General features: G+C 52.1%; 1 rRNA gene. It reads right to left on the bottom strand.

Going from position 1 to position 1,732, the window contains the following annotated elements:
• Positions 1-1,583 (bottom strand): 23S ribosomal RNA (locus tag AC4PR2_RS28645); the annotation flags it as partial.
• Positions 1,584-1,732: the final 149 nt, after the last annotated feature.

Below are 1,732 nucleotides of genomic sequence, written 5' to 3'. Positions count from 1 at the left end.
GCTTAGAGGCTTTTCCTGGAAGCAGGGCATCAACTACTTCTGCACCGTAGTGCATCGTCATCACGCCTCAGGGTTGATATGTAACCGGATTTACCAGGTCACACCCCCTACACGCTTAAACCGGGACAACCGTCGCCCGGCTAGCCTAGCCTTCTCCGTCCCCCCTTCGCAGTAACACCAAGTACAGGAATATTAACCTGTTTCCCATCGACTACGCTTTTCAGCCTCGCCTTAGGGGTCGACTCACCCTGCCCCGATTAACGTTGGACAGGAACCCTTGGTCTTCCGGCGAGCGGGCTTTTCACCCGCTTTATCGTTACTTATGTCAGCATTCGCACTTCTGATACCTCCAGCAACCCTCACAGGCCACCTTCAACGGCTTACAGAACGCTCCCCTACCCAACAACGCTAAGCGTCGCTGCCGCAGCTTCGGTGCATGGTTTAGCCCCGTTACATCTTCCGCGCAGGCCGACTCGACCAGTGAGCTATTACGCTTTCTTTAAATGATGGCTGCTTCTAAGCCAACATCCTGGCTGTCTATGCCTTCCCACATCGTTTCCCACTTAACCATGACTTTGGGACCTTAGCTGGCGGTCTGGGTTGTTTCCCTCTTCACGACGGACGTTAGCACCCGCCGTGTGTCTCCCGTGATAACATTCTTCGGTATTCGGAGTTTGCATCGGTTTGGTAAGCCGGGATGGCCCCCTAGCCGAAACAGTGCTCTACCCCCGAAGATGAGTTCACGAGGCGCTACCTAAATAGCTTTCGGGGAGAACCAGCTATCTCCCGGTTTGATTGGCCTTTCACCCCCAGCCACAAGTCATCCGCTAATTTTTCAACATTAGTCGGTTCGGTCCTCCAGTTAGTGTTACCCAACCTTCAACCTGCCCATGGCTAGATCACCGGGTTTCGGGTCTATACCTTGCAACTAATCGCCCAGTTAAGACTCGGTTTCCCTACGGCTCCCCTATACGGTTAACCTTGCTACAAAATATAAGTCGCTGACCCATTATACAAAAGGTACGCAGTCACACCACGAAGGTGCTCCCACTGCTTGTACGTACACGGTTTCAGGTTCTATTTCACTCCCCTCGCCGGGGTTCTTTTCGCCTTTCCCTCACGGTACTGGTTCACTATCGGTCAGTCAGGAGTATTTAGCCTTGGAGGATGGTCCCCCCATATTCAGACAGGATGTCACGTGTCCCGCCCTACTCATCGAACTCACGACCTGTGCATTTTAGTGTACGGGGCTATCACCCTTTGCTGCGCGACTTTCCAGACGCTTCCACTAACACACAAGCCGATTCAGGTTCTGGGCTCCTCCCCGTTCGCTCGCCGCTACTGGGGGAATCTCGGTTGATTTCTTTTCCTCGGGGTACTTAGATGTTTCAGTTCCCCCGGTTCGCCTCATGCCACTATGTATTCATGACATGATAGTGTGTCGAAACACACTGGGTTTCCCCATTCGGGTATCGCCGGTTGTAACGGTTCATATCACCTTACCGACGCTTTTCGCAGATTAGCACGCCCTTCATCGCCTCTGACTGCCTAGGCATCCACCGTGTACGCTTAGTCACTTAACCTCACAACCCGAAGATGTTTCCATCGTTCGCGCTGCAAACATTTGAGAGACTCTATGACAGGTTACTCTTTATCCCAGTACTTCTACGGAGGGATAAATTTCAGCCGTCATGTTTCAATTTTCAGCTTGTTCCAGATTGTTAAAGAGCAA

The sequence above is a fragment of the Serratia sp. A07 genome (genome assembly GCF_058725505.1).
The sequence above is the reverse complement of the archived record's forward strand: the minus strand, read 5'-3'. Positions and strand labels throughout refer to the sequence as shown.